At 74.0% G+C, this 25,937-nt stretch carries 21 protein-coding genes and 1 riboswitch; of the genes, 17 read left to right on the top strand and 4 right to left on the bottom strand.

What is annotated here, in order from left to right:
- The first annotated feature begins 101 nt into the window (after positions 1-101).
- Both ypfJ and OG780_RS31585 read left to right on the top strand, forming a co-directional pair.
- The gene (gene ypfJ / locus OG780_RS31590) at positions 102-992 is read left to right on the top strand and encodes a KPN_02809 family neutral zinc metallopeptidase (RefSeq protein ID WP_328453915.1); all 891 of its coding nucleotides are present in this window, start codon (positions 102-104) and stop codon (positions 990-992) included.
- A 143-nt stretch (positions 993-1,135) separates the two neighbouring features.
- Positions 1,136-1,549, top strand: a complete 414-nt coding sequence (locus OG780_RS31585) for a VOC family protein (protein ID WP_328453913.1) — start codon at positions 1,136-1,138, stop codon at positions 1,547-1,549.
- A 58-nt stretch (positions 1,550-1,607) separates the two neighbouring features.
- Here OG780_RS31585 and OG780_RS31580 read toward each other — a convergent pair whose 3' ends face one another.
- From OG780_RS31580 to OG780_RS31570, 3 genes are all read right to left on the bottom strand, one after another.
- Positions 1,608-3,017, bottom strand: coding sequence for a hypothetical protein (locus OG780_RS31580; protein WP_328453911.1), 1,410 nt, complete (start codon positions 3,015-3,017; stop codon positions 1,608-1,610).
- A gap of 360 nt (positions 3,018-3,377) precedes the next feature.
- Positions 3,378-4,505, bottom strand: a complete 1,128-nt coding sequence (locus tag OG780_RS31575; protein WP_328453909.1) for an alpha/beta hydrolase family protein — start codon at positions 4,503-4,505, stop codon at positions 3,378-3,380.
- Positions 4,506-4,634: 129 nt separating this feature from the next.
- Complete coding sequence (locus OG780_RS31570; RefSeq protein WP_328453907.1) at positions 4,635-5,375, bottom strand: class II aldolase/adducin family protein; 741 nt, start codon at positions 5,373-5,375, stop codon at positions 4,635-4,637.
- A 493-nt stretch (positions 5,376-5,868) separates the two neighbouring features.
- On the opposite strand from OG780_RS31570, the gene OG780_RS31565 reads away from it, so the two are divergent.
- The 9 genes from OG780_RS31565 to cobI all read left to right on the top strand — a co-directional run bounded on the left by OG780_RS31565 (position 5,869) and on the right by cobI (position 18,715).
- On the top strand, positions 5,869-7,110 hold the full coding sequence (locus OG780_RS31565) for an inorganic phosphate transporter (protein WP_328453905.1): 1,242 nt from the start codon (positions 5,869-5,871) through the stop codon (positions 7,108-7,110).
- A 20-nt stretch (positions 7,111-7,130) separates the two neighbouring features.
- Entirely contained in the window at positions 7,131-7,349 is a 219-nt protein-coding gene (locus OG780_RS31560; protein WP_326788553.1) for a hypothetical protein, read from the top strand.
- A 159-nt stretch (positions 7,350-7,508) separates the two neighbouring features.
- A riboswitch (cobalamin riboswitch) is annotated at positions 7,509-7,649 on the top strand.
- A 107-nt stretch (positions 7,650-7,756) separates the two neighbouring features.
- Positions 7,757-8,728, top strand: a complete 972-nt coding sequence (locus tag OG780_RS31555) for a cobalamin biosynthesis protein (RefSeq protein ID WP_328453903.1) — start codon at positions 7,757-7,759, stop codon at positions 8,726-8,728.
- A complete protein-coding gene (locus OG780_RS31550) occupies positions 8,725-10,329 on the top strand; it encodes a cobyric acid synthase (RefSeq protein ID WP_328453901.1) in 1,605 nt (534 codons plus the stop codon). The genes OG780_RS31555 and OG780_RS31550 overlap by 4 nt, the downstream gene beginning before the upstream one ends.
- Entirely contained in the window at positions 10,326-13,979 is a 3,654-nt protein-coding gene (gene cobN / locus OG780_RS31545; protein ID WP_328453899.1) for a cobaltochelatase subunit CobN, read from the top strand. Before OG780_RS31550 ends, cobN begins: the two co-directional genes overlap by 4 nt.
- Positions 13,976-16,006, top strand: a complete 2,031-nt coding sequence (locus tag OG780_RS31540; RefSeq protein ID WP_328453897.1) for a putative cobaltochelatase — start codon at positions 13,976-13,978, stop codon at positions 16,004-16,006. Before cobN ends, OG780_RS31540 begins: the two co-directional genes overlap by 4 nt.
- Entirely contained in the window at positions 16,006-16,605 is a 600-nt protein-coding gene (gene cobO, locus OG780_RS31535) for a cob(I)yrinic acid a,c-diamide adenosyltransferase (protein ID WP_328453895.1), read from the top strand. Before OG780_RS31540 ends, cobO begins: the two co-directional genes overlap by 1 nt.
- On the top strand, positions 16,605-17,987 hold the full coding sequence (locus OG780_RS31530) for a cobyrinate a,c-diamide synthase (protein WP_328453893.1): 1,383 nt from the start codon (positions 16,605-16,607) through the stop codon (positions 17,985-17,987). Before cobO ends, OG780_RS31530 begins: the two co-directional genes overlap by 1 nt.
- Positions 17,984-18,715, top strand: coding sequence for a precorrin-2 C(20)-methyltransferase (cobI, locus tag OG780_RS31525; RefSeq protein ID WP_328453891.1), 732 nt, complete (start codon positions 17,984-17,986; stop codon positions 18,713-18,715). Before OG780_RS31530 ends, cobI begins: the two co-directional genes overlap by 4 nt.
- A 128-nt stretch (positions 18,716-18,843) precedes the next feature.
- On the opposite strand, the gene OG780_RS31520 is transcribed toward cobI, so the two are convergent.
- Positions 18,844-19,572, bottom strand: coding sequence for a ZIP family metal transporter (locus tag OG780_RS31520; protein ID WP_326788545.1), 729 nt, complete (start codon positions 19,570-19,572; stop codon positions 18,844-18,846).
- A 109-nt stretch (positions 19,573-19,681) separates the two neighbouring features.
- Between OG780_RS31520 and cobM the strand changes: the two genes are divergently transcribed.
- From cobM to cobC, 6 genes are all read left to right on the top strand, one after another.
- Entirely contained in the window at positions 19,682-20,527 is an 846-nt protein-coding gene (gene cobM / locus OG780_RS31515) for a precorrin-4 C(11)-methyltransferase (protein ID WP_328453888.1), read from the top strand.
- Positions 20,528-20,604: 77 nt separating this feature from the next.
- The gene (cbiE, locus tag OG780_RS31510) at positions 20,605-21,873 is read left to right on the top strand and encodes a precorrin-6y C5,15-methyltransferase (decarboxylating) subunit CbiE (protein ID WP_328458531.1); all 1,269 of its coding nucleotides are present in this window, start codon (positions 20,605-20,607) and stop codon (positions 21,871-21,873) included.
- The gene (gene cobJ / locus OG780_RS31505) at positions 21,870-23,576 is read left to right on the top strand and encodes a precorrin-3B C(17)-methyltransferase (protein ID WP_328453886.1); all 1,707 of its coding nucleotides are present in this window, start codon (positions 21,870-21,872) and stop codon (positions 23,574-23,576) included. Before cbiE ends, cobJ begins: the two co-directional genes overlap by 4 nt.
- On the top strand, positions 23,573-23,800 hold the full coding sequence (locus OG780_RS31500) for a hypothetical protein (protein ID WP_328453884.1): 228 nt from the start codon (positions 23,573-23,575) through the stop codon (positions 23,798-23,800). Before cobJ ends, OG780_RS31500 begins: the two co-directional genes overlap by 4 nt.
- Complete coding sequence (locus OG780_RS31495; RefSeq protein ID WP_328453882.1) at positions 23,797-24,732, top strand: sirohydrochlorin chelatase; 936 nt, start codon at positions 23,797-23,799, stop codon at positions 24,730-24,732. The genes OG780_RS31500 and OG780_RS31495 overlap by 4 nt, the downstream gene beginning before the upstream one ends.
- Positions 24,722-25,906, top strand: a complete 1,185-nt coding sequence (gene cobC, locus OG780_RS31490; protein WP_328453880.1) for an Rv2231c family pyridoxal phosphate-dependent protein CobC — start codon at positions 24,722-24,724, stop codon at positions 25,904-25,906. Before OG780_RS31495 ends, cobC begins: the two co-directional genes overlap by 11 nt.
- Positions 25,907-25,937 lie beyond the last annotated feature (31 nt).

The raw sequence follows: 25,937 nt of genomic DNA, 5'->3' as shown, positions 1-25,937 counted from the left end.
GGCGGCTGACGCCGGGTGTCGCCCGTTCGGACCGCGGGCCGGGGCCGGGGGTCCGGGAGCGTACGAGGATGGCGCCACGGAGCGACGAAAGTGGTGTGCTCATGCAGTTCGACGACGACGTCGACCTGGACACCTCCGAGGTCCAGGACGTACGCGGCAGTCGCATCCCCGGCGGCAGGGCGACCATCGGTGGTGGGCTCGCCGGTCTGATCGCCCTGGTCCTCGGACTGCTCTTCGGGGTGGGTCCCGACCGGCTCGGGCTCACCTCCGGCGGCGACGAGCCCGGAGCCACCGCCTCCTCCCTCGCCCAGGTGCAGCGGACCTGCCTGAAGGGGCGGGACGCCAACGCCCGGGAGGACTGCCGGACCGTGGCGGTGGTCAACAGCATTCAGGCCTACTGGACCCGGGAGTTCGCGCGCAGGGGCGGCACCTACACCCGCGCCCCGACGGTGGTCTTCAGCGGCCGGGTGAACACCGGGTGCGGCACCGCCACGTCGTCCGTCGGGCCCTTCTACTGTCCCGTGGACCGCAAGGTCTATCTGGACCTCGGTTTCTTCGACGATCTCCGGACCAAGTTCGGCTCCGGCGGCGGACCCTTCGCGCAGGCGTACGTGGTGGCGCACGAATACGGGCATCACGTGCAGAACCTGACGGGAACGCCGGCCCGGTCGCAGGACGGTGTGACCGGCGCGAACAGCAACTCGGTGAGGGTGGAGCTCCAGGCCGACTGCTACGCGGGGGTGTGGGCGCGGAACGCGACCACCACGCCGTCCTCGTCGGCGGGCAGACCGTTGCTGACCGCGCTGACGGACACCGACATCCGCGACGGCCTGGACGCGGCGGCGGCCGTCGGTGACGACCGGATCCAGGAGAGGTACCAGGGCCGGGTGACCCCGGAAACCTGGACGCACGGGTCGGCCAAGCAGCGGCAGCGGTGGTTCTACCAGGGCTTCACCAGCGGCGACATGGCGCAGTGCAACACGTTCCGGTGAGCGGGCGGTACGGCGGTCCGGTACGGCGGTCCGGTCCGCCGGGGGTGGGTCCGGTTCCGGGCCGCGGGGCGTTGTCAGTGGCCGGTGCCAGACTGGGCGGCGGATCGGAATCCGGCAGTTCGTGACGAGACGGAGTGATCGGTATGGCTGGCACGAGCGACGGGCGCCCGAGCATCTACCCCTCGATGCTGTACGCCGACGCGAAGGCGGCGATCAGGCAGCTCACGGAGGTCTTCGGCTTCACCGAGCTGGCGGTCTACGAGGGTGAGGACGGCTCGGTGATGCACGCCGAGCTGGTACAGGGCAACGGCGCGGTGATGCTCGGCTCCAAGGGCCGCGGCGGACGCTTCGACGAGGCGATGAAGAGCGCGGGCCCGTGCGGGGTGTACATCGTCGTGGACGACGTCGACGCACACCACCAGCGGGCCGTGGACCACGGCGCCGAGATCCTGATGGCCCCGACCGACCAGGACTACGGCTCGCGGGACTACATGGCCCGCGATATCGAGGGCAACATCTGGAGCTTCGGCACCTACGCCCCGGAGATAGGCGCGTAGGACGGCGCGCAGGACCGCTCCGGGATCCGGCCGGCGGCGGTTCCCGGCCGGCCCCCGGTCAGCTCCCCCCGGTGTGCACCTGGAAGGCGGCCCTGCGTACGGCCTTGGCGAGCGCCGGGTCCGGGTGGGCGGCGGCGAGCGCGACCAGCACCTGCACCGTGCGCGGGTGCCCGACGGCCCGCACCTCGTCGAGGAGCGCGGGCACGGTGGGCTGCACCGCGGACTCCAGGTGGCGGACCAGGAGCGGGGCCTCACCGTGGTCGGCGACGGCTGCCGCGGTGTCGACCCACAGCCAGGTGGACTCGGCGCGGGTGAGGACCTCGTGGGCGTCCTCGGGGTCGTAGCCGTCGTGCTCGGCGAGCCACAGCAGGGCGTAGGGGCGCAGTGGGGTCTCCTCGACCACGGCGCGTACGTCCGGCTCGGCGGGGGCGCCGACGACGCGCAGTGCCTCGAAGGCGAGGCCGCGGGTGAGGGCGTCCTCGCCGCGGGCCGCGGCGATGAGTTCGGTGACGGCGCCGCCGACCGGGCGGGCGGCGAGCCAGGCACGGTACTCGGCGCGGGCGGCGTTGGGGCGGAGCTGGGCGCAGCCGCGGAGCATGTCCTCGGCGGACTGCTCGATGTTGCCGGCGGGGCTCTGCGCAGCGACGCAGATCTGCTCCAGCTTGACCCAGACCGCCCAGCTGCCGAGCGCGGTGAGGGTGGCCTGTCCTTCGCCGTAGGTCAGCGCGCCGACGGAGGCGAGGGCCTGGAGGGCCCATTCGAGGAGCGGGGCGAGGGGGGCGTCCGGGACCTCGGCGGGCTCCGGGGCGGGCTCGGTCCCGGGCTCGGGGCCGTAGGAGATCTCGCAGCGCTCGGTGCGCAGTTCCGTGACGCGCTGCCCGAGAAGGTCGAGGAGCTGGTCCACGGGGACGGGCCCGGCGGAGAGCTGGAGGAAGGACAGCACCTGGGGCATCGCGGAGACGACCTCGGCGACGGCCGCGGGCTCGCGGTCCAGCGGCTCGGGGTAGGCGAGGGACCAGGCGTCGAAGAGGGCGACCCAGCCGCGCAGGACGGCGCTGTCGTCGCGGCTCCAGGCGCGCAGCCGCCAGCCCGGGCGGGCGTCGTCGCCGTGCACCTCGATGAGGCCGGCCAGGCGTGCGGTGTCCCAGTCGGCGCGGACCTGGAGCGGGGTCAGTCCGAGATCCGCGGCGGCCCGCTCGGCGGTGGCGTCGGAGAGGGTGCCCTTGCCGTCGGGGCTGGCGGTGTCGCGCCCCGGGCGCAGGGCGGCGTCGGCCCAGCGCGCCACGCGGGCCGCGTCGGACAGGCCGGTGCGCGCCATGCGGGCGAGTTCCGCGGGCGGCGGTGTGCCTTCCGGCGGCCGCGGTGCGGGGCGGCGGGGGCGGCGCTGGGTCACCGCTCGGGGAGCGGTCGCGAGGGACCGGGGGCTGACGAGTCGGAGCCTGGAGTCGCGCGGGTTACGGGACGTCACGGGTGCAGTCTTGCGGTTGACAGTCCGAAAACCCAAACGGAATGCCGTCGCAGGCCACGGGGCGATGGGAGCGGGGCCCTCTCGGGGTGCCCGGCACGCGGGTAGGAACGCCGCGCGGAGTTACCCGGAACCGAACCGGAAGCACATCGTCACGCCCACCACGACGCCTCACGCGGAGCCCGACCCGAGCCCGACCCGAGCCCGGCCCGAGGCCGGGCCTCCCCCACCGGACGGCCCGGGACGGAAGCCCCCGGCCCGCCCACCCGACGGCCTCCCCGGGGCCAAGGGCCGGCCCGCCGGGACCGAGGCCCGGCCTCCCCGCCGGACTGGGCCGGGACCGGGGGCGCCGCGCGCCGTGGCTCACATCAGGGGGGTGAGGAAGCGGCGCAGGGCTTCCTCGTAGCTCGCCGGGTCGGCGTTCCACATGGCGCCGTGCGGGGCGTTCGGGACGGTGTTCAGGGTGACCAGGTCGGGCCTGCTCGCGGCGAGGCGCCGGGAGGCGCCCCAGGGGGCGATGCGGTCGTCCGGGCCGTGCACGAGCAGGGTCGGCACCTTGACCTGGTCGGGGTGCGCGGCGTGCGCGATGCGGTCTCCGCGTACGCCGGTGCGCCCCTGTGCGGCGCGCACCGCGAGCGGCAGCAGGAAACGCGGGGTGTGGCGGGCGCCGGCGAGAGCGCGCAGCGTCGTCTCCCAGTCGAGGACAGGGGAGTCGAGGACGAGCCCGGAGATCCGCTCGCGCAGCGCGGAGTGGGCGGCCGCGCGCAGGGCCATCGTGGCGCCCGTGGACCAGCCGTACAGGACGACCCGCTCGGCACCGAACCGCACGGCGTACCGGATGGCCGCGTCGAGGTCGCGCCACTCGGTCTCGCCGAGGTGGTTCAGGCCGTCGGGCGGTCGGGGTGCCCCGAGGTCGCCCCGGTAGGCGAGGTCGAGGACGGGGAAGTGCCGGCTGTTCAGGAACCCCATCAGGTTCATGGGGTGTTCCCGGGTGGCGCCCAGGCCGTGGACGGTGATGATCCAGGTGTCGCGGACCGCGGGCACGAACCAGGCGGGCAGGGCGCCGAGTTCGCCGGGCACGTCGACGTCGGCGTGTTCGAGTCCGAGGGCGGACCCGGGGTCGCCGACGTACAGGTTCGGGGTGAGCCACACCTTGTCGCCGCGCTCCAGGGACCCGTGCGTGACGCGTTCCAGGCTGCGTACGACGGTGTCGGCGGTGTGGGGCACCGAGTTCTGGAGGGGGCCGACGACCGCGTGGGAGCCGTCGCCCGCGAGGCCGTAGGTTCCCGGACGCCGGGACGCGAGGGCCCGGGTCAGGGTGATTCCGCCCGCCGTCGTGGCGTGCACGGTGAGCCGGGGCTCGGTGGGCAGAGGTTTGCCCGGCCTCGTCTTCAGCGCGGCGTCGCTGGCGAACCGGCCCGCCGCCACGGAGGCCACGCCCGCGGCTATGGCTACGGTGACGGCCGCTGCCGTGGCTCTTAGGGTGCGCACCCGACCAGTTTCCCGGGGGACCCGGCCATCGGCCAGCGGGAGCGCCTCCAGGGGTGACGGCCGGCGCTCATCGGAACCCCGCGTCCGGTACTCACCGGACCCCGCGCCGGGCGGCGCTGCGGCGGGGCCTCACTCCTGCTGGCCGTACCCCCGCAGCCGCTCCCCCGCCTCCGCGAGCTGGTCCGGCGAGAGCAGGGCGGGCGCGAGCCCGGGGACCGAGGAGGACAGGAGCCAGACGCGGCACATCCATTCCAGCTGGGCCGTGCGGTCGTACGCCTGGTCCAGCGAGTCTCCGTACGCGATGGTGCCGTGGTTCCGCAGGAGGCAGGCGGTGCGGCCGGCCAGGGCCCGGAGGGTGTTCTCGGCCAGTTCCGGTGTTCCGTAGGCCGCGTAGGGGGCGACGCGGACCGGGCCGCCCAGGGCCGCCGCCATGTAGTGGATCAGCGGGAGTTCGGGGACGAGGAGCGAGACGGCCGTCGCGTGCGGTGCGTGGGTGTGGACGACGGCCCGCGCCTCGGTCGCGCGGTAGACCGCGAGATGCATCGGCAGTTCGCTGGTCGGGCGCAGCGATCCGAGCACCTGCCGGCCGTCGAGGCCGACGCCGACGATGTCGTCGTGCGTCAGCCGGTCGTAGGGCACGCCCGTGGGCGTGACCAGGACGGTGTCTTTGACGCGGACGGAGACGTTGCCGGAGGTGCCGACGACCAGCCCGTCGGTGACCGTGCGCCGGGCCGTGGAGACCAGTTCGTCCCAGGCCCGCCGGAGGGTGTCCCGCGCGTCCGGCCCGTCGCGCTCGTCGCGCTCGTGGGCCTCGGCCGTCGTCCGTGCGTGTTCGTGCCCGACCCGTGCGTCCCGGTGCGGCTCAGTCATGACGCGATCCTGCCAGGCACCGCTTTCCACGCACCCCGCGCGAGCGGGCTTCGGGGCGACCGCGGGCCGCCAACAGCACACGGTTGTATGTGATTTGCATCACATCACACCGAGGGAGCGCCCACGCTGCCCCGGTCGGGCATTTGCCGCGGATCACACCCCGTGGCCGGGCCGCTACGGCCCGACTGGACTCGGACTCCATCCACAGAGTGACCCTTTCGGGCTTCCGGGCGCTGTGACCACGGCTACAGCCTGCGGGTGACGGGGATCTCACCGCTCAAACCCGCCCCGACCGGGACGGTCCACCACGAGCTCCGACCCCAAGCGGAGTACGGAATTCCGCATCCGTTCGAACCTGGCGAGCCGCCCATCGACGTAAGCGGAATGACGATCCACTGTTCAGGACACCGTCAAGTCCGACTCAGTTCATCTTCCGTTCACCCAGGTTGCCTACGGTCCCCCTGCCACTGACGTCCAACAGAAGCCTGGGTAAATGGAACACATCACGCTCCTCCTCGGAATCGTGATCGTCACCGCTCTCGTGTTCGATTTCACGAACGGTTTCCACGACACCGCCAACGCGATGGCCACCACCATCTCGACCGGCGCACTCAAGCCCAAGGTCGCGGTGGCCATGTCCGCCGCCCTCAACCTTGTCGGCGCCTTCCTCTCGGTGGAGGTCGCCAACACGATCTCCAAAGGCCTCGTCGATGAATCCGGCATCCAGCCAGAAGTGATCTTCGCCGCCCTCGTCGGCGCGATCCTCTGGAACCTGGTGACGTGGCTCGTCGGACTCCCGTCCAGCTCCTCGCACGCCCTCATGGGCGGCCTGGTCGGCGCCACCATCGCCTCCGCCGGTACCGGCGCCGTGCACGGGGACGTCCTGGTCGGCAAGGTGCTCCTGCCCGCCGTCGCTGCCCCGATCGTCGCCGGTCTGGCCGCGATGTTCGCCACCCGGCTGTCGTACAAGCTCAGTGGCAACGCCGACACCAAGGCCACCAAGAAGGGCTACCGCGCCGGCCAGATAGCCTCCGCGGGCCTGGTCTCGCTGGCCCACGGCACCAACGACGCGCAGAAGACGATGGGCATCATCACCCTGGCCCTGGTCGCCGGTGGCGCCGTCGCTCCCGACTCCGACCCGCCGGTCTGGGTCATCCTCTCCGCCGGTCTGGCCATCGCGCTCGGCACCTACCTGGGCGGCTGGCGCATCATCCGCACGATGGGCAAGGGCCTGACCGACCTCCAGCCGCAGCAGGGCTTCGCCGCCCAGACCAGCGCGGCGACGGTCATCCTGGCCTCCTCGCACATCGGTTTCTCCCTCTCCACCACGCACTCGGTCTCCGGCTCCGTGATGGGCGCGGGCCTCGGCCGCAAGGGCGGTGTGGTCCGCTGGTCCACCGCCAAGCGGATGGTCGTCGCCTGGATCCTCACGCTGCCCGCCGCCGCCCTGGTCGGCGCGCTCGCCGAATGGGTGACCGGTTTCGGCGCCTGGGGCACCACGCTGGTCGCCGTGTTCCTGGTCGGTTCGAGCTTCGCGATCTGGCGCCGCTCGCGCCGCGAGGTGATCGACCACAACAACGTGAACGACACCGAGGAGCCCGCCGGTGTGGTGACCACGGCCATCGCCGCCGTCACCCCGCCCCCGGCCGGCACCGTGGCCGAAGGCCTCACGGCCACCATCCCGGCTCCGGCCGAGCCCGCGGCGAACCCGTCGGCGCCGTCCCGAGTGGCCTGAGAACCGAAGGAAGAAACAGCATGAGCATCGACTGGTCAGCCCTCGGGTCCGTCTTCGGGGTCAGCCTCGGAGTGACCGTGGCCCTCGTCGCCCTCTTCACCCTCGGCGTAGCCGGCCTCTCCAAGAAGGAGTCCGCCCAGGGCGGATCCGCGGTCGCGGCGGCCACCGGCGCGTACGTCTGCTTCGCGGCCTGCGCCGCGGCGGTGGCGTACGGCATCTCCCTGATCATCACCAAGTAGCCCGGCAGGCGCCGCCCGGAACCGGGCTGCGCCGAGCGGTACCGCGCGTGGGGTGCGGGACGGATCACCGTCCCGCACCCCACGCGTATGCCGTCCCGCCCCCACGCGTATGTGGGCCTGCGCACACTGTCCCTCCGCAGGTCAACAGCCAGTTGACGGCCGTTCTCACCCCGTGGTGGACTGCCGGAGCCAAGTACGGCGGCATGAGAGGAAGCCGGTGCGAATCCGGCGCGGTCCCGCCACTGTCATCGGGGAAGAAACTCCCCGGGAGCCAGGAACTCTCACCGCCGGTCTCGTCGAACCAGGGCGTGGACACCCTGAGTGAGGACATATCGCCATGCGCGGCTGCCCGTTGCCCGTTTCGCTGAGTACGAGGGTTCCGCTCCACCCCACGGCCGGCTGACCCCGTGCGTGCCGATCGCGTCTTCGCGTACGGCGCCGCCGCCGGCCTCCTCGGCGACCTGCTGCTCGGCGATCCCCGCCGAGGGCATCCGGTCGCCGCGTTCGGGCGGGCCGCCGCGGTCGTGGAGCGGACACTGTGGCGGGACCACCGCGGGTGGGGCGCCCTGCACACCGCCGTCTGCGTCGGCGGTGCCACCGGACTCGCCGCGCTCGCGAGCCATTGCGTACGCGGCTCACGTACCGCCTCCGTCGCCCTGACCGCCGCCGCCACCTGGGCCGTCGTCGGGGGAACCTCCCTCGGCCGCGAGGCGCGGGCGGTCGGCGGCGCGCTCGCGGCCGGTGATCTCGACGCGGCCCGGGAGCGGCTGCCGCACCTGTGCGGACGCGATCCGCAGGCGCTGGACGCCGACGGCGTCGCGCGCGCCGTCGTCGAGTCCGTCGCCGAGAACACCTCCGACGCCGTCGTGGGCGCCTTGGTCTGGGGCGCCGTCGGCGGTGTGCCGGGACTTGTCGCCTTCCGCGCCGTGAACACGCTCGACGCGATGGTCGGACACAAGTCCCCCCGCCACCGGCGCTACGGCTGGGCCTCCGCCCGGCTCGACGACGTCGCCGGCTGGCCCGGAGCCCGGCTGACCGCCGTCCTCGCGGCCGTGGCCGGATCCGACCCGCGCGGTGCCGTACGCGCCTGGCGCGCGGATGCCCGCAAGCATCCGAGCCCCAACGCCGGGCCCGTGGAGGCCTCGTTCGCGGGCGCGCTCGGTGTGCGGCTCGGCGGCACCCTCTCGTACGGCGGACGCGTCGAGCACCGGCCCGTGCTCAACGGCGCGGGGCGCGCCGTCCACGTCCACGACATCGAACGGGCCGTACGGCTCTCCCGGCGCGTCGGCTGGCTCGCGCTCGGCGTGAGCGCCGCCGGCCGGATTCTGCTCACCGGAACCGGACGGGTTCCGGCCACCAGGAAGGGACGCACCGCATGAGCGGCGGGCTGCTGATCGCCGGAACCACCTCGGACGCCGGCAAGAGTGTCGTGACCGCCGGGATCTGCCGGTGGCTGGCGCGCCAGGGCGTCAAGGTCGCGCCCTTCAAGGCGCAGAACATGTCACTGAACTCGTTCGTGACGCGCGAGGGCGCCGAGATCGGGCGGGCGCAGGCCATGCAGGCGCAGGCCGCCCGCGTGGAGCCGACCGCGCTGATGAATCCCGTGCTCCTCAAGCCGGGCGGCGACCGCACCAGTCAGGTCGTCCTGATGGGCAGACCGGTGGGCGAGATGAGCGCGCGCGGGTTCTTCGGAACGGCCGGACCCTCGGAGCGGCCGCCGTCGGCCGAAGCGTCCGCCGCGTCCGCCGGGGACAGGCTGCGCGGGGGACGCCAGGAAGCACTCCTGGCGACCGTCCTCGACTGTCTGGCTCAGTTGCGGGGCACGTATGACGCGGTGATCTGTGAGGGAGCCGGCAGCCCGGCCGAGATCAATCTGCGGCGCACCGACATCGTCAACATGGAGGTGGCGCGGAACGCGGGGCTTCCCGTGCTCGTCGTCGGCGACATCGACCGGGGCGGGGTGTTCGCCTCGTTCTTCGGGACGGTCGCGCTGCTGTCGCCCGAGGACCAGGCGCTCGTCGCCGGGTTCCTCGTCAACAAGTTCCGGGGCGACGTCAGTCTGCTGGAGCCCGGTCTCGACATGCTGCACGGCCTGACCGGGCGGCGCTCCTACGGCGTCCTGCCCTTCCGGCACGGACTCGGCATCGACGAGGAGGACGGCCTGCGCGTCTCGCTGCGCGGGGCCGTCCGCGAGTCGGCCGTCTCCTCCCCCGTCGGCGAGGACATCCTGCGGGTCGCCGTCTGCGCGGTCCCGCTGATGTCCAACTTCACCGACGTGGACGCGCTGGCCGCCGAACCGGGTGTCGTCGTGCGGTTCGTGGACCGGGCCGAGGAGCTGGCCGACGCGGATCTCGTCATCGTGCCCGGGACCCGGGGCACGGTGAAGGCACTCGCGTGGCTGCGCGAGCGCGGTCTCGCGGAGGCGATCGCGCGCCGGGCCGCCGAAGGGCGTCCCGTGCTCGGCATCTGCGGTGGCTACCAGATCCTCGGACAGCACATCGAGGACGAGGTCGAGTCGCGCGCCGGTCATGTCGACGGGCTCGGACTCCTGCCCGTACGCGTGCGGTTCGCGCGGGAGAAGACGCTGACGCGGCCGGTCGGCGAGGCCCTCGGCGAACATGTCGAGGGGTACGAGATCCATCACGGCGTCGCCGAAGTCACCGGCGGCGAGGCGTTCTTCTCCGATGACCAGGGACACAGCCTGGACGGGTGCCGGGTCGGCGCCGTCTGGGGCACGCACTGGCACGGATCACTTGAGTCGGACGGTTTCCGGCGGGCCTTCCTGCGCGAGGTGGCCGCCGCCGCGGGCCGTCGCTTCGTACCGGCCCCGGGCACGTCGTTCGCGGCGCTGCGCGAGGAGCAGCTCGACCTGCTCGGCGACCTGATCGAGGAACACGCGGACACGGACGCGCTGTGGCGGCTCATCGAGTCCGGCGCGCCGCAAGGACTGCCCTTCATTCCACCGGGAGCACCCGTATGAGCACAGTGTTGTTGTTGTCGACCGCCGACACGGATCTGCTGGCGGCCCGCGCCAGTGGCGCCGGTTACCGGATCGGCAATCCGACCCGGGTGGACGTCACGGGCGAACTCCCCGCGCTCGTCGAGGGCGCGGACCTGGCCGTCGTGCGGCTGCTCGGCGGCAAGCGGGCCTGGGAGGACGGGCTGGCCTTCCTGAAGGCGTCCGGGATCCCGACCGTGCTGCTGGGCGGCGAGTCCGTCCCGGACGCCGAGCTGATGGCCGAGTCGTCGGTGCCCGCGGGTGTCGTCGCGGAGGCGCTGCGCTATCTCGTCGAGGGCGGTCCGGCCAACCTCGCCGAGCTGGCCCGCTTCCTCTCGGACACCGTGCTGCTCACGGGCGAGGGCTTCGAGGAGCCGCGGAAGTCGGCGGAGTTCGGCGTCCACGGCGAGCGCGCCTTCGTCGAGGGCCGGCCGACGGTCGGCGTGCTGTTCTACCGGGCGCACGAGCTGTCCGGGAACACCGCCTTCGTGGACACGCTGTGCGACGCGATCGAGGCACGCGGCGCCAACGCCCTCGCCGTGTACTGCGGTTCGCTGCGCGGAGCCGACCCGGGGCTGTACGAGATCCTCGGCCGGGCCGACGCGCTCGTCGCCACCGTCCTCGCGGCGGGCGGCACCCACGCCTCCGAGGCGTCCGCGGGCGGCGACGAGGAGGCCTGGGACATCGGGGCGCTCGCCGACCTCGACATCCCCGTCCTCCAGGGGCTCTGCCTGACCTCGTCGAAGAGCGCCTGGGACGCCTCGGACGCGGCCCTGTCCCCCATGGACGCGGCGATGCAGGTCGCGATCCCGGAGTTCGACGGCCGTCTCATCACGGTGCCGTTCTCCTTCAAGGAGCAGGGTCCGGACGACGTCCCGGTGTACGTCGCCGACCCCGAGCGGGCCGCGCGGGTAGCCGGAATCGCCCTGCGGCACGCCCTGTTGAAGCACAAGCCGAACGCGGAGAAAAAGCTCGGGATCGTCTTCACCGCCTATCCGACCAAGCACTCGCGGGTCGGCAACGCGGTCGGTCTCGACACACCCGCTTCCGCCGTACGGGTGCTCGACGCGCTCCGGGACGCGGGCTACGCCCTCACCGAATACCCGGACAACGGCGACGAGTTGATCCACCGGTTGATCGCGGCCGGCGGTCACGACGTGGAGTGGCTGACCGAGGAGCAGCTCGCCGCCGCCCCCGCGCGGGTGCCGCTCGCCGACTACCTGGCCTGGTTCGAGACGCTCGACCCCGCGCTGCGCGAGGGCATGCTGGAGGCCTGGGGCGAGCCGCCGGGCTCCCTCTACGTCGACGGCGACGACATCGTGCTGGCCTGCCTGGAGTTCGGGAACGTCGTCGTGATGATCCAGCCTCCGCGCGGCTTCGGCGAGAACCCGATCGCGATCTACCACGACCCCGACATGCCACCCTCGCACCACTACATGGCCGCCTACCGCTGGCTGGAGAACAGTTTCGGCGCGGACGCGGTCGTGCACATGGGCAAGCACGGCACCATGGAGTGGCTGCCGGGCAAGGGACTCGGGCTCAGCGGCGGCTGCGCGCCCGACGCCGTCCTCGGTGAACTCCCCCTGGTCTACCCGTTCATCGTCAACGACCCCGGTGAGGGCACGCAGGCCAAGCGGCGCGGGCACGCCACCGTGGTCGACCACCTCGTACCGCCGATGGCCCGCGCGGACACCTACGGGGACCTCGCCAAGCTCGAACAGCTCCTGGACGAGTACGCGCTCGTGTCCGACCTGGACCCGACGAAGGCCCCGGCCGTCCGCGCGCAGATCTGGACGCTGGTCAAGGCGGCCGAGCTCCATCACGACCTGCACGTCGACGAGCAGCCGGACGACGGCGACTTCGACTCCTTCGTCATGCACATCGACGGCTACCTCTGCGAGATCAAGGACGTGCAGATCCGCGACGGCCTGCACATCCTGGGCGGCGGCCCGGAGGCCGAGCCGCGGGTGAACCTCGTGCTCGCCGTGCTGCGCGCCTCGCAGGTGTGGGGCGGCGCGGCGAACGCGCTGCCCGGTCTGCGCGCCTGTCTCGCCGAGTACTTCGGCCTGGTGGAGAAGGAGTTGCTGGCCGAACCGGGTGCTCCGGTGAAGGTGCCGGCCGAGCTGAGCGAGCTCGTGGAGGGTCCGGCCCGTACGGCGGCCGACGCGATCGACCTGCTGGAGCAGCTGTGCCGCCGGGCGGCCCTTGGCATGGAGGAGCGGGGCTGGGACACGGCCGCCGTGCCCGCGCTCGTGCGCGAGGTGCTGGGCACCGAACTCCCCGACGCCGTCGCGGTGCTGGAGTTCGCCTGCCGCGAGGTGGTGCCGCGGCTGGCCCGTACGACGGACGAGATCGGGCACATCCTCAAGGCGCTGAACGGCGGTTACGTCCCGGCGGGTCCGTCGGGCTCGCCGACGCGCGGGCTCGTCAACGTCCTGCCGACCGGCCGCAACTTCTACTCGGTCGATCCCAAAGCCATTCCTTCCCGGCTGAGTTGGGAGGTCGGCCAGTCGCTCGCGGACTCGCTCGTGCAGCGCTACCTCCAGGACACCGGCACCTACCCGACGTCCGTCGGGCTGACGGTGTGGGGCACGTCCGCCATGCGCACCCAGGGCGACGACATCGCGGAGATCCTCGCGCTGCTCGGCTGCCGTCCGGTGTGGGACGACGCCTCGCGCCGGGTCACCGGCTTCGAGATCGTCCCGCCGGCCGAACTCGGCCGCCCGCGCATCGACGTCACGGTCCGCATCTCCGGCTTCTTCCGGGACGCCTTCCCGCACGTCGTCGGTCTGCTCGACGACGCGGTGCGCGCGGTCGCCGAGCTGGACGAGCCCGCCGACCGGAACTACGTGCGCAAGCACGCCGACGAGGACACCGCCGAGCACGGCGACCGGCGGCGCGCGACCGCCCGTATCTTCGGCTCCAAGCCGGGCGCGTACGGCGCCGGTCTGCTGCCGCTGATCGACGCCCGCAACTGGCGCTCCGACGCCGACCTCGCCGAGGTGTACGCCGTCTGGGGCGGCTACGCCTACGGGCGCGGGCTCGACGGACGGGCCGCGCGCGGGGACATGGAGACGGCGTTCAGGCGCATCGCGGTCGCGGCGAAGAACGTCGACACACGCGAACACGACCTCGTCGACGCCGACGACTACTTCCAGTACCACGGCGGCATGGTCGCGATGGTCCGCCATCTGACGGGCACCAGCCCCGAGGCGTACGTCGGTGACTCGGCCGTCCCCGACCAGGTCAAGACCCGCACGCTGGGCGAGGAGACGCACCGCGTCTTCCGCGCCCGGGTGGTCAACCCGCGCTGGATGGCCGCGATGCGCCGGCACGGCTACAAGGGCGCCTTCGAGATGGCGGCGACCGTCGACTACCTCTTCGGCTACGACGCCACGGCCGGGGTCGTGGACGACTGGATGTACGAGAAGCTCAGCGCGGAGTACGTCTTCGACGCGGAGAACCGGGACTTCATGAAGAAGTCCAACCCGTGGGCCCTGCGCGGCATCACGGAGCGGCTGCTGGAGGCGGCGGACCGGGGGCTGTGGGCGGAGCCGGACGCGGACACGCTGGAGCGGCTGCGCGCCACCTATCTGGAGCTCGAAGGCGACTTGGAGGGCGACGACCAGTGAGTACCCCGTTCCCGTTCACGGCTGTTGTCGGCCAGGACGACCTGCGGCTCGCGCTGCTGCTGAATGCCGTGTCGCCCGCCGTGGGCGGTGTGCTGGTGCGCGGCGAGAAGGGCACCGCCAAGTCGACGGCGGTGCGCGCCCTTTCGGCGCTGCTGCCGGAGGTCGCCGTCGTACCCGGGTGCCGTTTCTCGTGCGACCCGGCCGCTCCCGACCCGGCGTGCCCGGACGGGCCGCACGAGGCGGCGGCCGGAGCGCAACGCCCGTCCCGTATGGTCGAGTTGCCCGTCGGCGCGTCCGAGGACCGGCTGGTGGGCGCCCTCGACATCGAGCGGGCGCTCGCGGAGGGCGTGAAGGCCTTCGAGCCGGGCCTGCTGGCGGACGCACACCGCGGGATCCTCTACGTCGACGAAGTGAACCTGCTGCACGACCACTTGGTCGACCTGCTGCTGGACGCGGCCGCGATGGGCGCCTCGTACGTGGAACGCGAGGGTGTCTCCGTACGGCATGCCGCGCGGTTCCTGCTCGTCGGGACCATGAACCCCGAAGAGGGCGAGCTGCGGCCGCAGTTGCTCGACCGGTTCGGGCTGACCGTCGAGGTGTCCGCCTCACGGGAGCCCGATCAGCGGGTCGAGGTCGTGCGGCGCAGGCTCGCCTACGACGACGACCCGGCCGGCTTCGCCGCGCGCTGGGCCGACGAGGAGGCCGCCGTGCGGGCCCGGATCGTGGCGGCCCGCGCGCTGCTGCCCTCCGTGCGCCTCGGCGACGGGCCGCTGCGGCAGATCGCGGCGACCTGCGCGGCCTTCGAGGTGGACGGCATGCGCGCCGACATCGTGATGGCCCGGACCGCGACGGCGCTGGCCGCGTGGGCGGGACGCACCGAGGTGATCGCCGAGGACGTGCGGCAGGCGGCGCTGCTCGCGCTGCCGCACCGGCGGCGGCGCAACCCGTTCGACGCGCCCGGGATCGACGAGGACAAGCTCGACGAGACGCTGGAGGAGTTCGCGGGCTCGGACGACACCTCCGGCGAGGGTCCCTCCGACGACGACCCGGACCCGGATCCGGACGGGCCCGGCGGGGGCGGGCAGCCGCCTCAGGACGGGCCGGACGACGGCTCCCCCGCCGGTGACGTCCCGGCGCAGGGCGAGCCGTCGGACGACGGGCAGGCCCCGGCCGGGCAGGGCGCCGGCGAGCAGTCGCCCGTACGGGCCGCCGAGCCGTTCCGCACGAAGGTGCTGAGCGTGCCCGGACTCGGCGAGGGCGCGGCCGGGCGGCGTTCGCGCGCGCGGACCGAGCACGGCCGCACGACCGGGTCGAGGCGGCCCCGCGGGGCGCTCACCAAGCTGCACCTGGCGGCGACCGTGCAGGCCGCCGCCCCGCACCAGCTGGCGCGCGGCCGGTCGGGCCGCGGTCTGGTCGTACGGCGGGACGATCTGCGCCAGGCGACGCGCGAGGGCCGTGAGGGCAACCTCGTGCTGTTCGTGGTGGACGCCTCCGGGTCGATGGCGGCACGGCAGCGGATGGGCGCCGTCAAGGGCGCCGTGCTGTCGCTGCTGCTCGACGCCTACCAGCGGCGGGACAAGGTGGGCCTGGTGACCTTCCGCGGTTCGGCCGCCGAGGTCGCGCTGCCGCCCACCTCCTCGGTGGACGCCGCCGCGTCCCGGCTGGAGTCGCTGCCGACGGGCGGCCGGACGCCGCTCGCGGCCGGGCTGCTGCGGGCGCACGAGGTGCTGCGCGTCGAGCGGCTGCGGGACTCCGCGCGACGGCCGCTGGTCGTCGTGGTGACCGACGGACGGGCCACGGGCGGGCCGGAGCCGGTCGCGACGGCCGGGCGCGCTGCACGGCTGTTCGCGGCCGGCGGGGTCGCGTCGGTGGTCGTCGACTGCGAGACGGGGCCGGTACGGCTCGGGCTCGCGGGGCAGCTCGCGGGGGAACTGGGCGGCACGCCGGTGACCCTGGACGAGCTGCGGGCCGATTCCATCGCCGGTCTGGTCAGGGATGTGCAGGGGACTTCGAGGAGGGCCGCGTAATGCCGCAGGGGCAGCCGAGTGTCGTACCGGACGACGGCCTGACGACCCGTCAGCGTCGTAACCGGCCGCTGGTCGTCGTGCACACGGGGATCGGCAAGGGCAAGTCCACCGCCGCGTTCGGGCTCGCGCTGCGCGCCTGGAACCAGGGGTGGCCCATCGGGGTGTTCCAGTTCGTCAAGTCGGCGAAGTGGAAGGTCGGCGAGGAGAACGCGTTGCGGGTGCTCGGGGCCTCCGGCGAGGGCGGCAACGTCGACTGGCACAAGATGGGCGAGGGCTGGTCCTGGGTCCAGCGCGACGCCCAGATGGACAACGAGGAGAAGGCCCGCGAGGGCTGGGAGCAGGTCAAGCGGGACCTCGCCGCCGAGACGTACAAGCTGTACGTGCTCGACGAGTTCGCGTACCCGATGCACTGGGGCTGGATCGACACCGACGAGGTCGTCGCGGTGCTGCGGGACCGTCCGGGCACCCAGCACGTGGTGATCACCGGCCGCAACGCCCCCGGGAAGCTGGTCGACCTCGCCGACCTCGTGACCGACATGTCCAAGGTCAAGCATCCGATGGACACCGGCCAGAAGGGCCAGAGAGGCATCGAGTGGTGATGTCCTCCGTTCCCCGGCTCGTCATCGCCGCGCCCTCCTCGGGCAGCGGCAAGACCACCGTCGCCACGGGGCTGATGGCGGCCTTCGCCGCGCGGGGGCTCGCCGTGTCCCCGCACAAGGTGGGGCCCGACTACATCGACCCCGGGTACCACGCGCTCGCCACCGGGCGCGTGGGACGCAATCTCGACGCCTACCTGTGCGGCGCGGAGCTGATCGGGCCGTTGTTCGCGCACGGGGCGCGCGGGTGCGATCTCGCGGTCGTCGAAGGCGTGATGGGGCTGTACGACGGTGCCGCGGGCGAGGGGGAACTCGCGTCCACGGCGCAGGTGGCGAAGCTGCTGCGGGCGCCGGTGGTGCTGGTCGTCGACGCGTCCTCGCAGTCGCGGTCCGTGGCCGCGCTGGTGCACGGGTTCGCCTCCTGGGACCCCGAGGTGCGGGTCGCGGGGGTGATCCTCAACAAGGTGGGATCCGAGCGGCACGAGGCCATGCTCCGTGAGGCGCTGGACGCTTCCGGGGTGCCGGTGCTGGGGGTGCTGCGGCGGGCGCCGCAGGTGGACACGCCGTCGCGGCACCTCGGTCTTGTGCCGGTGGCCGAGCGGCGGGCGGAGGCCGTCTCGGCCGTCGCGGCGATGGCGGCACAGGTCGCCGAAGGGTGCGACCTGGACGCGCTGGCGGCGCTGGCGCGCAGTGCCGGTGCGTTGTCGGGCGCGGCCTGGGACGCGGCCGAGGCCGTCGAGTCGCCCACCCACGACCACCCGACCCGCTCGGCCGGGCAGAGGGCGCCCGTCGTGGCTGTCGCCGGAGGGGAGGCGTTCACCTTCTCCTACGCCGAGCACGCCGAGCTGCTCACCGCCGCCGGAGCCGAGGTCGTCACCTTCGATCCGCTCCGGGACGAGCAACTGCCCGAGGGGACGGGCGGGTTGGTCATCGGCGGCGGGTTTCCCGAGATGTACGCGCCCCAGCTGTCCGCCAACGAGCCGCTGCGCAAGGCCGTGGCCGAGCTCGCGTTCGGCGGTGCGCCGGTCGCGGCCGAGTGCGCCGGACTGCTGTATCTGGCCCGGGAACTCGACGGGCAGCCCATGTGCGGGGTCATCGACGCGAAGGCCCGGATGCACGAGCGGCTCACCCTCGGCTACCGGGACGCGGTGGCGGTCAGCGACAGCGTGCTCGCCGTGGCCGGCACCCGGATGCGCGGGCACGAGTTCCACCGGACCGTCGTGGAGCCGGGCGCCGGGGCGTCTCCCGCCTGGGGGGTGCGCGCCCCCGAGCGGCGCGTCGAAGGTTTCGTGCAGCACGGCGTGCACGCGAGTTATCTGCACACGCACTGGGCGTCCGAGCCCGGTGTCGCCCGTCGGTTCGTCGAGAGGTGCCTGACGTCATGAGCAGCAAGCTGATCGGGGTCGGGGTCGGCCCCGGCGACCCGGAGCTGGTGACCGTCAAGGGGGTCAACGCCCTGCGCGCCGCGGACGTCGTCGTCGTCCCCGTGATGGACACGGGCGAGCGGGGACGGGCCGAGGCGACCGTCCTGCACTACGTGCCCGGGGAGAAGGTCCTCCGGGTGGTGTTCGCCCTCAACGAGCGGAGCGACCGGGGCCGGCGCGAAGCAGCCTGGGACGCCGCCGGCGCACGGGTCGCCGACCTTCTCGGCCGGCACGCCACGGTCGCCTTCGCCACCATCGGCGACCCCAACGTGTACTCGACCTTCACCTATCTCGCCCACACGATCGGGGAGCTGGTTCCCGGCACGGTCGTGGAGACCGTGCCGGGCATCACCGCGATGCAGGACCTCGCCGCACGGTCGGGGGCCGTTCTCACCGAGGGGACCGAGCCGCTCACGCTCGTCCCGGTGACCGCGGGGGCGGCCGTGCTCAAGGACGCGCTGAACGGGCCCGGCACGGTGGTGGCGTACAAGTTCGGGCGGCAGGCCGCCGAGGTGGCCGAGGCGCTGCGGGACAGCGGGCGGATCGACGACGCCGTCTGGGGGTCGGCGCTCGGTCTGGAGGACGAGTCGATCCGTCCGGCCGCCGAGCTCGGCGGGGAGCCGCTCCCGTACCTCTCGACGCTCATCGCGCCCGCTCGCCGCGACGGGACACGCGGCGGAAAACTGTGACCCGCGCCCACCCGGCGGCACCCGCGGCGCGCCCGGAGGACCTCACCGTCCCTGCGGCGCCCGCGCCGCGCTCGGCGGAACGCGCCCGCCCGGCGGCGTTCGCGCCGGACCCGGCGGACCGTGCGGGCTCAGCCCGCGAGGCCCACCACCAGCCAGATGAAGGCCACGCCCGCGACCGTGCACAGCAGGGTCGAACGGGCGGGGTGCTCGTGGTGTGCCTCCGGGAGGATCTCGGCGGCGGCGAGGTAGAGGAGTACGCCGCCGAAGAGTCCGAGGTAGCCGCCGAGCAGCGGCTCGGGGATGGTGAAGAAGAGCGTCGAGGCGGCGCCGATCATGGGGGCCGCCGCGTCCGCGTACAGCATGAGCAGGGCCTTGCGCCGGGCGTTCCCGTACAGGCTCGCGATCGTGTAGGTGTTGAAGCCGTCCGCGAAGTCGTGGGCGATCACCGCGAGGGACACCGCGAGTCCCATGCCCCCGCCGACCTGGAAGGCGGCGCCGATCGCGACGCCGTCCATCGCACTGTGGCCGACCATGGCACCGGCCGCGGTGAGGCCCACCTCGGGCGCGCGTCCGTCGTGCTCCTCGCCGCCGTGCGCGGCCTGGCGGTGGGCGAGGAGCCGTTCGACCAGATGGGCCAGCAGGAAGCCGCCCACGAACAGGAGCAGCGCCGCCGGTACGCCGAACACCTCGGTGCCCGCCGCGGCCAGCGCCTCCGGCAGCAGGTCGAGGCCGACCACCCCGAGCATCAGGCCCCCGGCCAGGCCGAGCACCAGATGACGGCGGTCGGTCACCCGCTGCGCCGTCCAGCCGCCGACCAGCGTCATCAGGAACGCGCCGAGCGCGACGAGGACCGCCATAGGCCCTTGCTATCCGATGCACCCCCCTTCGCGCACCCGGGGCGACGGCCCCGCGCCCACCGAAGCCTTCGCAGCACCCCTGATTTCTCGTAGGAGAGGACCGATTCCCATGGCCGATGCCCCCACCGGCAAAGTGACCTTCGTCGGTGCCGGCCCCGGCGCCGCCGACCTGCTGACCTTCCGCGCCGCGCGCGCCATCGCCGAGGCCGACATCGTGATCTGGGCGGCCAGCCTGGTGCAGGCCGAGGTCCTCGGCCACGCGCGCGAGGACGCCGAGATCCTCGACTCGGCGACGATGTCGCTGGAGGACGTCGTCGCCGTCTACGAACGGGCCCGTGCCGAGGGCCTGAGGGTGGCGCGGATCCACTCCGGCGACCCCGCCCTGTGGGGCGGTACGCAGGAGCAGGTCGACCGGTGCGCCGAGCTCGGCATCGGGACGGAGATCGTGCCCGGTGTCTCCTCCTTCTCCGCGGTGGCCGCGATCGCGCAGCGTGAGCTGACGATCCCCGAGGTCGCCCAGTCCGTGATCCTCACCCGGCTCGGCGGCGGCAAGACGCCGATGCCGCCCGGGGAGGACGTACGGGAGTTCGCGAAGCACGGCACGACGATGGCGCTGTTCCTGTCGGCGGCGCGCAGCGGACAGCTCGTGCGCGAGCTGCTGGAGGGCGGCTATCCGACGACCACGCCGGTCGTGGTCGCCTACCAGGCGACCTGGCCGGAGGAGCTGATCGTGAAGTGCACGATCGGCACGCTGGAGGAGACCGTCAAGGAGCACAAGCTCTGGAAGCACACCCTCTTCCTGGTCGGCCCGGCCCTCGACGCGAGCGGCACCCGCTCGCACCTCTACCACCCCGGTCACTTCCACGGCTTCCGCAAGGCCGACCCGCAGGCGCGGGCCGAGCTGCGCGCCGCGCGCCGGGGCGGTGCGGGCGGTGCGCAGGGCCCCGCGTCATGAGCGTGGACGTCACGGGCGCGGCGGGGCGGCCGGTCGGCGCGGCGGGAGGATCCGCCGGTCCGGTGGACCGCTCCGGCGTGATCACCGTCGTCGGTACGGGCACGGGGGCGCCGCTGTCCCCGGACGCCGGGGCCGTGCTCGCCGGGGCCGGGCTGGTCGTGGGTGCCCGGCGGCATCTGGCGGCGGCCCGGCTGCCGGAGCGGGCGGAGCAGGTGGTGCTCGGGCCGCTGGCACCCGCCCTGGACCGCATCGAGCGGTACACGGACGACGGGGCGCGCGGGGGCCGGGTCGTGGTGCTCGCGTCGGGCGACCCCGGGTTCTTCGGGATCGTGCGGGCGCTCGCGGAGCGGTTCGGGACCGGGCGTCTCGACGTCCGCCCCGGTGTCTCCTCGGTGGCGACCGCGTTCGCCCGGCTCGGGCTGCCCTGGGACGACGCGGTGGTGGTCAGCGCGCACGGGCGTGATCCGCGGACGGCCGTCCAGGTCTGCCGGTCGCGGCCCAAGGTGGCCGTGCTGACCGCTCCCGGGTCCGGGCCGGCCGAACTGGGCGCCGCCCTCGCCGACGCGGGCGCGGAGCGCGTCCTGGTGGTGGCGAGCGCCCTCGGCGACCCGGAACACGAGCGCGTCGAGCGGGTCACGCCCGCCGAGGCCGCCGCCCGCGACTGGGGTCCGGCGGTCAGTGTCGTGCTGTGCCTGGACGCGTCGCGGTCCCTGGCTCCCGTGCGCACCGTCGCCGGTCCGGCGGCCGGTCCCGGCCGATGGGCCCTGGACGAGAGCGAGTTCGCCCACCGCGACTCGATGATCAGCAAGTTCGAGGTGCGGGCGCTGGCGCTGGCCCGGATCGGGCCGCGGCTCGGCGACCTGGTCTGGGACATCGGCGCGGGCTCGGGGTCCGTCGCCGTGGAGTGCGCTCGGTTCGGCGCCGCGGTGACCGCGGTCGAGAAGACCCCGGACGGCTGCGACCGGGTCCGTGCCAACGCGGCGGCGCACGGCGTGGACGTGCGGGTCGTACAGGGGGCCGCGCCCGGCGTGCTGTCCGGCCTGGACGGTCCCCACGACCCGGACGCGGTCTTCATCGGCGGCGGCGGGCGTGAACTGCCCGAGATCGTCGCGGTGTGCGCGCGCCGGGCCCGGCGGGCCGTCGTGATCGCGATGGCCTCGCTCGACCGGGTGCCGGCCGCCCGGGACGCGCTCACCGCCGCCGGATTCACCTGCGACGGCGTGCTGTTGCAGTCCTCGCGGCTGGCCCCGCTGCCGGGCGGGGTCTCCCGGCTCGCGGCGGCCAATCCCGTCTTTGTGCTGTGGGGCGTCCGGCCTCCGGCCCGTACCGAAGGAGTTCCCCAGTGATCGGCCTGATTTCCGCCACGGCGGCGGGCGCGGCGGCCCGTGACCGGCTCGCCGCGGCATGGTCCACGCGTACCCGGGTGTACGACGGGCCCGTGGCGGACGCCGTGCGGCGGGCCTTCGCGGAGTGCGACCAGGTGGTGTGCTTCCTCGCCACGGGCGCTGTCGTACGGCTCGTCGCACCGCTGCTCTCGGACAAGGGGTCGGACCCCGGGGTGGTGTGCGTCGACGAGGCGGGACGGTTCGCCGTGTCGCTGGTCGGCGGCCATGCGGGCGGGGCGAACGAACTCGCCCGTGAGGTGGGCGGGTTGCTGGGCGCCGAGCCGGTGGTGACGACGGCGACCGACGCGGTGGGGGTGCCCGGTCTCGACACCCTCGGCCTCCCGGTGGAAGGGGATCTCGCCGGTGTCTCGCGGGCCATGCTGGACGGCGAACCGGTGGTGCTGGAGCGGGAGTCGCCCTGGCCGCTGCCCGCGCTGCCGCCGAACGTGGGCAGTCCGGCGGCGCCGGGAGCCGCGGTCGTCCGGGTGAGCGACCGGGTCCGGGAGACCGCCGCGGGCGAGGTCGTCCTGCGTCCGCCGTCCCTCGTCGTCGGCGTCGGCGCCTCCCGGGGCGCGCCTGTGGAGGAGGTCCTCGCGCTCGTCGGGGACACGCTGCGCGAGGCCGGTCTCTCCGTGCGGTCGGTGGCCGGACTCGCCACGGTCGACGCCAAGTCCGAGGAGCCCGGCATCGTCGGGGCCGCCGGGCGCCTCGGGGTCCCGCTCGTCACGTACACCGCCGAGGAGCTGGCGGCGGTGGCGGTCCCGAACCCCTCCGACGCGCCCCTCGCCGCGCTGGGAACCCCGTCCGTGGCGGAGGCCGCCGCGCTGATGGGCGGCGGCGAACTCCTCGTACCCAAGCGGAAGTCGGTACGGGCGGACGGGCAGCCCGCGATGGCGACCTGCGCGGTCGTGCGCCGCCCGGCGCGCGGGCGGCTCGCGGTCGTCGGCCTCGGCCCCGGGGCCCGCGATCTGCTCACCCCGCGGGCTACGGCGGAGCTGCGGCGGGCCGCGGTGCTCGTCGGGCTCGACCAGTACGTCGACCAGATCCGCGACCTGCTGCGGCCCGGCACCCTGGTCCTGGAGTCGGGGCTCGGCGCCGAGGAGGAGCGGGCGCGCACGGCGGTGGCCGAGGCGCGCCGCGGACAGGCCGTCGCGCTGATCGGCAGCGGCGACGCGGGCGTGTACGCGATGGCGTCGCCCGCGCTGGCCGAGGCGTCCGACGACATCGACGTCGTCGGGGTGCCCGGGGTGACGGCGGCGCTCGCGGCCGGGGCGATCCTCGGCGCGCCGCTCGGCCACGACCATGTGTCGATCAGCCTGTCCGACCTGCACACGCCGTGGGAGGTCATCGAGCGCCGGGTGCGCGCGGCGGCCGAGGCCGACCTCGTCGTGACCTTCTACAACCCGCGCAGCCGGGGCCGGGACTGGCAGCTCCCCCAGGCGCTCGCGATCCTCGCGGAGCACCGGGCGGCGGCGACGCCGGTGGGTGTGGTGCGCAACGCCTCCCGCCCGGACGAGTCGAGCCGGGTCACGACGCTGGGGTCCCTGGATCCGGGAATCGTCGACATGATGACCGTGGTGACCGTCGGCAACACGGCGACCCGCGAGATCGCCGGGCGCATGGTGACACCACGTGGCTACCGCTGGCAGAAGGAGGCCGAGTGAGCCGAGTGAGCGAGGTGTTCCCCGGGCCCCGGGGCGTGCGCCTCGTCGAGCAGGAGTCCGTCCGGCGGCCGCTCACCCGCCCGGACACCTCGCGGCGTCCGCCTTCGGCGCGCGCCCTGCCCCACCCCTTTGTTCCGCGGGCCCACCAGGCCCCGAAGACCACGCGGGCCGATCTGGCCCCGCCGAACGCTGCGGCCCATCCGGCCGCCAAGGAGACATCGTGACCACCCCGCCCCCAGCGCTGCTCGTCGCCGGACACGGCACCCGCGACGAGGCCGGAGCCGAGGCCTTCCGTTCCTTCGTACGGGAGCTGGGCCGCCGCCACCCCGAACTGCCCGTCGCCGGCGGGTTCATCGAGCTGTCGCCGCCGCCGCTCGGCGAAGCCGTCGGCGAACTCGTCGGACAGGGCGTACGGCGTTTCGCCGCCGTGCCGCTGATGCTGGTGTCGGCCGGGCACGCCAAGGGCGACATCCCGGCGGCGCTGGCCCGTGAGAAGGAGCGGCACCCCGGGATCTCGTACACGTACGGGCGTCCGCTGGGCCCGCATCCGTCGCTGCTCGCCGTGCTGGAGCGACGGCTGGACGAGGCCCTCGGCGACACCACGACGACCCCCGAGGAGCGGGCCGAGGTGACCGTGCTGCTCGTGGGCCGCGGCTCCACCGACCCGGACGCCAACGCCGAGGTGCACAAGGCCGCGAGGCTGCTGTGGGAGGGCCGCGGGTACGCGGGGGTCGAGACGGCGTTCGTGTCCCTGGCGGCGCCGGACGTGCCCTCCGGCCTCGACCGCTGTGTGAAGCTGGGCGCGCGCAGGATCGTGGTCCTGCCCTACTTCCTGTTCACCGGCATCCTCCCGGACCGGGTACGGCGGCAGACGGAGGACTGGACCGCCGCACACCCCGGGGTCGAGGTGGGTTCCGCCGACGTCATCGGTCCCGAGCCCGAGCTCCTCGACCTGGTCATGGAGCGCTACCGGGAGGCCGTCGCGGGCGATCTGCGGATGAACTGCGACTCGTGCGTGTACCGGATCGCGCTGCCCGGCTTCGAGGACAAGGTGGGGCTTCCCCAGCAGCCCCACTTCCACCCGGACGACGACGGGCACCACGACGGACACGGGCACCACCATCACGGGGGACACGCGCATTCCCATGCCCACTGAAGAGGCCGCCGAGGGCGGGCACGATCTGCGGCACCACGGGGACGCCGAGGTGCGCGACGACGGTTCCAAGCTGACCGATCTGGCCGTGAACGTCCGGGCCGACACCCCTCCCGCGTGGCTGCTGGACCGGATCGCCGCGTCGCTGCCGTCCCTCGCGGCCTACCCGGACGGGCGGGCCGCGCGGGCGGCGGTGGCGGCGCGGCACGGGCTGCCGGTGGAGCGGGTGCTGCTCACGGCGGGCGCGGCCGAGGCCTTCGTGCTGCTCGCGCGCGCCCTGAGGGTGCGCCGGCCGGTCGTGGTGCATCCGCAGTTCACGGAGCCCGAGGCCGCCCTGCGGGACGCCGGCCACACGGTGGGCCGGGTCCTGCTGCGTGAGGAGGACGGCTTCCGGCTCGATACGGCCGCCGTCCCCGAGGACGCCGATCTCGTCGTGATCGGCAATCCGACCAATCCGACATCGGTGCTGCACCCGGCCGGGACCATCGCCGGACTGGCCCGTCCCGGGCGGGTGCTGGTGGTCGACGAGGCGTTCATGGACGCGGTGCCGGGCGAACGCGAGACCCTGGCCGGGCGGACCGATGTCCCCGGTCTCGTCGTGCTGCGCAGTCTCACGAAGACGTGGGGCCTGGCGGGGCTGCGGATCGGCTACGTACTCGCCGGTCCCGACACGATCGCCCGGCTGGAGCGCGCCCAGCCGCTGTGGCCGGTGTCCACGCCCGCGCTCGCGGCCGCGGAGGCGTGCGTGTCCTCGCAGGCGCTCGCGGAGGCGGCGCACGCGGCACGGCGGATCGCCACGGACCGGGACCATCTGGTCGCGGGGCTGCGGGAGTTCGCCTGCACCGACGGGCTGCGGGTGGTGGAGCCGGCGGAGGGCTCCTTCGTCCTGGTCCGGCTGCCGCGGGCCGCCGGGGTGCGCCGGGTTCTTCGCGATCTCGGGTTCGCGGTACGGCGCGGGGACACGTTCCCCGGACTCGGGGACGAGTGGCTGCGCATCGCGGTGCGGGACCGGGCGACGGTCAACCGGTTCCTTCAGGCCCTGGACCGGGCGATGACCGTCGGCGGGGGCGGCGGCGGGGGCGGAACGGGGATCGTTCCGCCCCGGCAGCCCCCGCCGCACGGGCCGCCCCCGCCCGGCCCCCGTCCGGAGCCGCCGCGGACCCCCTCCACTGCCTGACCGGCCCGTTCCTCGGGCCCCGGACGTGCTG

Source organism: Streptomyces sp. NBC_00386, assembly GCF_036063235.1.
Classification (GTDB): domain Bacteria; phylum Actinomycetota; class Actinomycetes; order Streptomycetales; family Streptomycetaceae; genus Streptomyces.
This window is presented reverse-complemented; position numbering and strand designations above follow the sequence as displayed.